This is a genomic window from Streptomyces maremycinicus (genome assembly GCF_001184025.1).
Classification (GTDB): domain Bacteria; phylum Actinomycetota; class Actinomycetes; order Streptomycetales; family Streptomycetaceae; genus Streptomyces; species Streptomyces maremycinicus.
The window spans coordinates 1-5274 of record NZ_BBYG01000027.1; the positions used below are offsets into that span (position 1 = coordinate 1).

The 5274-nt window shown below is 75.1% G+C and carries 3 protein-coding genes; 1 reads left to right on the forward strand and 2 read right to left on the reverse strand.

All coding sequences use genetic code 11. The annotated features are described in order from the left end of the window. Positions 1-776: 776 nt before the first annotated feature. Positions 777-1850 (reverse strand): NAD(P)H-binding protein, encoded by a 1074-nt coding sequence (locus AOQ37_RS36595; RefSeq protein ID WP_306305228.1) that lies wholly within the window; start codon positions 1848-1850, stop codon positions 777-779. 847 nt (positions 1851-2697) lie between these two features. Between AOQ37_RS36595 and AOQ37_RS36605 the strand changes: the two genes are divergently transcribed. Next, on the forward strand, positions 2698-3369 hold the full coding sequence (locus AOQ37_RS36605) for a ScbR family autoregulator-binding transcription factor (protein ID WP_062651269.1): 672 nt from the start codon (positions 2698-2700) through the stop codon (positions 3367-3369). Positions 3370-3395: 26 nt separating this feature from the next. Here the strand turns inward: AOQ37_RS36605 and AOQ37_RS41915 are convergent, their stop codons facing one another. Continuing rightward, the gene (locus tag AOQ37_RS41915) at positions 3396-5219 is read right to left on the reverse strand and encodes an FAD-dependent monooxygenase (protein WP_267888031.1); all 1824 of its coding nucleotides are present in this window, start codon (positions 5217-5219) and stop codon (positions 3396-3398) included. Positions 5220-5274 lie beyond the last annotated feature (55 nt).

Below are 5274 nucleotides of genomic sequence, written 5' to 3' on the forward strand. Positions count from 1 at the left end.
AACCACGCATGCCCCGCAGAGCGGTGACGTCCGTCAGGTCGCGGCCCGGGGACACGGCTCCGGACAGGCAATCCCCCTGCGAGGCGGCGGAGCGGGGAGAAGCCCCCCGGAGCATGATGGTCCGCCAGACGGGCTTCCGGGGGCGGCACTCCACGCAGGCGGCACCCCCACAAGACGGCAGGACGGCAGGACGGCGAGAAGCGCCGGTGGAGGGACGATGCTCCGCCAGGCAGCCCTCCGGCAGGCAGCAGCACCCCGGGGAACACCGTCCCCGCGCAGGATGCCGCGCACAGGATGCCGCGCAGCACGGCACCCCGGCACACACAGCCATCGCAGGACGGCAACCCGGCAGGAAACACGCCGGGAAATGAGCTCCCCTCAGCCGGCGTCCGGCAAGCCGGCACTCCAGCAGGCGGCCCTGCGGCAGCCCCTCCCCCACGGGACGGTCCTACGGCGGGCGGCAACCCCCGAAGGTGCGCCGCCCCCGCGCACGACGCCGCGTGGAACCGTGCCCCGGCAGGCACGGCCCCGGCAGAAGGCAGCCCGGACAGCACCCCGCGAGAAAGCGACCCGGCAGACTGCGTCCCCGCGGGCTGCGTCCCCGCGGACGCCGCTGCGGCGGGCGGCACTCCAGCGAGTGACACTGCGGCGGGCGGCACTCCAGCGAGTGACCCTGCGGCGGGCGGCACTCCCAGCGGGTGGCGCTGCGGCAGGTGATGTCCCGCGGGACGGTCCTGCAATGCGGCGGACGGGTCGTGCGGGCGGCCGGGGCCGGGTCATGCCGTGCGGCCTGAACCGGAACCAGGACCGGGACCGAAACCAGGGCCGGGACCGGGACCGGCCCCGGGGCCGGGACCGGGGCCGGGGCCGGGACCGGGACCGGGGCCGGGGTGGGGGCTGGGACCGGGGTGGGGGCTGGGACCGGGGTGGGGGCTGGGGCTGTCCGGCCGGGCCGGGGGCTCAAGGTGGCCCGCGGGGGGCGCGGCGGGGGGCTGTGCGGCGGGGGCGAAGGCGTCGAGGTGGTCTGCGGCCCACTGGGAGAAGGAGCCCGGCGCACGGCCCGTCACCGCACGGACGGTGTCGTCGACCTGGGCCTTGGCGCCCGCCCGCTGCCGCTCGGCGCTGTGCAGGAGCGCCTCGGCGACCGGGCGCGGATAGCGTGCGGCCCAGGCGGCGAGGGCCTGCTCGGGGCTCAGTTCCACCAGGCGCAGGGGGATCCCCAGGAGCCGGCCCAGTTCCTCGCACTGCCCGGCGGCGGTGAGCGCCCGCGGCCCGGTCAGGGTGTAGGCGCGCCCGGCGTGCCCCTCCTCGGTCAGGACCCGCACGGCCGTCTCCGCGACGTCGCGGGGATCGACGCACGCGTTGGGCGCGTGCGGGTACAGGACGCGCACGGTGCGCTCGGCACGCACGCGGGCCGCCCAGCCCAGGGTGTTGGACATGAACGCGCGCGGACGCAGCAGCGTCCACTGAAGGCCGCTGGCGCGCAGCTGTTCCTCGGCCGCGCGCTGCCAGCCGGTGACGAGATCGTCGGCTCCCGCGTCCAGGACCGCCGCCGCGGACAGTTTCACCACCCGGCGCACACCCGCCCCGCGCGCGGCGGCCAGGAACGCGGCGTCCTCACCGCCGCCGGGACGGGTGGTCACCAAGAACGCGGTGTCCACCCCCGCCAGGGCCCGCTCCAGCGACCCCCGGTCGCCGTAGTCACCCGCGACCGTCTCGGCCCCCGCAGGCACGCCCGTGACCTTCGCGGGGTCTCTGGCCATCAGCCGCACCCGCACCCCCACGGGCAGCCGGCGCACCACTTCCCCTCCCACCGTCCCGGTGGCCCCCGTCACCAGAATCACCCCCACCACCCCCCACCCCGCAGCCCCCCGCGCACCCCCGCACCCCGCACGACACCGGACGCCCCCACACGGAACTGTCCGACTCCGTCCAGCCCGGCCATGACGAGGGCTACCGGGGAAGAACCCACAACGTCGAACCCGCCGAAGCGGAACAAGTACAAGCACGGGGACAGGCTGGCCCCCCGCAGCGCCCCCGCAACCCCAGACTCCCCCGCAACCCCGGACTCCCCCGCAACCCGCAGCCCCCGAAGCGCCCCCGCAGCCCCGGACTCCTCCACAGCCCGCAGCCCCCGAAGCGCCCCCGCAGCCCCGGACTCCTCCACAGCCCGCAGCCCCCGAAGCGCCCCCGCAACCCGCAGCCCCCGGAGCGCCCCCGCAGCCCCGGACTCCCCCGCAGCCCGCAGCCCCCGGGGCGCCCCCGCAGCCCGTGGCCCCCGGGACGCCTCTGGCGAACACAACTCCCGTGCCGCCCAAGGCTCCTGCGGCTCCCCTGCCGCCCGCAGCACCAGCCGCCTGCCCGGCACCAGCCGCGCCGGCCGCACCTGCGACACCTGCCGTGCCTGCCCGAGGCGCTGCGCCTGCGGTGCCTGCCGCGGGCGCTGCGCCTGCGGTGCCTGCCCCAGGCGCTGCGCCTGCCGTGCCTGCGGCAGGCGGTGTGCCTGCGGCAGGCGGTGTGCCTGCGGTGCCCTGTCGTCCGGCACGCCGGTCCTCCCCGCTCCCTCCGCGATCTTCACGCGGTTTCATTGAATCCAGTACATCCAGGGGTGCTGTGCGAAACACACCCCCTGTAATGTACGAACTGGACGGTTTTTTATTGGGTCTCCGGGCTCACCGACGAGAAGGAGGCCGGGAATTGGTGAAGCAGGACCGGGCGATCCGCACCCGGCAGACGATCCTGACGGCCGCGGCCAAGGTCTTCGAGGAACGCGGCTACCAGGCCGCGACGATCAGCGAGATCCTCCTGACCGCCGGGGTCACCAAGGGCGCCCTGTACTTCCACTTCCCCTCCAAGGAGGACCTGGCCGAAGGCGTCATCCACGAACAGGACCACGACCTGCCCATCCCGCTGCGCGCCTGCAAGATCCAGCAGTTGGTGGACACCGTCGTCCTGCACGCCTACCGGCTGCGCACCGACCCCCTGGTCCGCGCCGGGGTCCGCCTCGCACTCGACCAGCAGGCCCAGGGACTGGACCGCAGCGGCCCGTTCCTGCGCTGGAGCGACGTCGGGATCGCCCTGCTCCAGCAGGCACAGGCCCAGGGCGAGCTGATGCCGCACATCGTGCCCGCCGAGACCGCCGACGTCCTGGTCGGAGCGTTCGCCGGCGTACAGGCCATGTCCCAGGCCATGTCCAACTACCAGGACCTCCCCCACCGGGTCACCGCCCTGCTGCGCCACGTACTGCCCAGCATCGTCGTCCCCTCGGTCCTGGCCGCCGTCGACATCACCGAAGGCAGAGGAGCCCACGTCCACGCCGAACTCGAGGACCTGCGCACCACCACCCCCCACCCCGAACCCGTCAGCTGAACCCACCACACCCACACCCCCCCCTTTCAGAGCCCACCCCCCACCGGCCCGTCAGCACCCCCACCCCCAGCCGACGCCGCCTGCGGGTCCGGGAAACAGCCCTGACCACCCGGCTCCCCCACCACCGCCGACGCATCCGCCACCGCCGACGCATCCGGCACGCGGGACGCTGCCACCGGCGCGCCCCCGGCCACCGTCGCCGACGGGTCGGCGTCCCGCACGGGAGACGGTTCCAGCACAGCAGACGCCGTCCCCGACACGTCCCCACCCACCATCGCCGACGCCTGCCCGGCCCCACCCACCATCGCCGACGGGTCCCCGGCCGACGCACCCGCTGCCGCGGTACCGGCCTCCGCCTCCCCGACCGACGCACCCACAGCAGACGTGCTCCCGGCAGACCCGCCCCCGGCCGGCGCGCCCACGCCAGACGTGCTCCCGGCAGACGCGCCCACAGCGGACGTATTCCCGGCCGGCATGCTCCCGTCCGGCGTGCTCCCGGCGGCCGGGTTCCCATCCGGTGTGTCCCCGGCGGCCGGGCGGACGGGCGTACTCCCGTCCGGCGTGTCCCCGGCGGCCGGGTTCCCATCCGGTGTGTCCCCGGCGGCCGGGCGGGCGGGAGGGTTCCCGGCGGGGGCGGCGGGGCCGAAGAACGCGCGCAGGGCGCCGGCCAGTTCGCCGCCGCCGGACGCCCAGCCGGCATAACCGTCCGGGCGCACCAGCAGCGCCTCGCAGTCCAGCACGGGCACCGGCGCGGCCCGCACCACCCGCACCAGCCCCGCCCACGGCCGGGCCTCGCGCGCGAAGCGGGCCGCCCGCTCACCGAAAAGCAGCAGCAGCGGCCGGCCCGCACCCAGCAGCGCCGTCACCTCCGTACGGCCCCGCGCGGTCTCCAGCACCACGTTCGGCACGAACCGCCCCTCCCACGGCGAAGACCACGCACCGCGCGCGGGCAGCACCGTGTCCTGGGCACTGACCATCGACGCCAGGACCGCACCCTCCGCACCACCCCGCGCCATCAGCTCACCGAACAGCTCCCGCAGCGGCTCCAGCCCCGGATCGGGCCGCATCAACGCCAACTGCGCCCGCGTGTTGTCGATGACCCGCTGCGCAGCCGGCCGGCGCTCCGCCCCGTAACTGTCCAGCAGATCCTCACCCGCCGTCCCCGCCAGCGTGAACGCCAGCTTCCACCCCAGATCCAGCGCATCCAGCAGCCCCGCACTCAACCCCTGCCCCCCGATCGGGAAATGCACATGCGCCGCGTCCCCCGCCAGCAGAACCCGCCCTTCACGGTACGAAGCGGCCAGCCGGGAGAAATCACTGAACCGGCTCAGCCACCGCGGCGCCCGCATCGTGAACTCCCGCCCCGCGATGAACGACACCTCCCGCCGCAACTCCTCCACCCCCAACGGCGTATGACGGGCCGGATGCGGACCCGCACAGTTCAACGTCCGCAACCGCATCACCGAACCCCCCACATCACGGGCCAGGATCCAGCCCCGCTCCGTGCGGTGCCACCCCGGCCGCAAAGCCCCCACCGGCCCCAACCGCACATCCCCCGCCATCGCCGACACCGTCGCCGGATACGTCCGCGAAGCAAACCCCGCCAACTCCCGCACCACACTGCGCGCACCGTCCGCCCCCACCACGAACTCGCCACCGAACACCCGCACCCCACCCGCACCCCGCGCACTCACCCGCACCCCACCCGGCCCCTGCCACACCCCACACACCCGATACCCCCGCCACACCCCCACCCCCGCAGCCCGCGCCCGTTCCTCCAACACCCGCTCCACATCCCCCTGCACCACCTTCAACACCGCCTCCGGCTCCCCCACCGGCACCCCGATCACCAACCCCCCAATCCCCCCAAAATGAAAAACACTCCCCCCCACACCCCCACCTGGC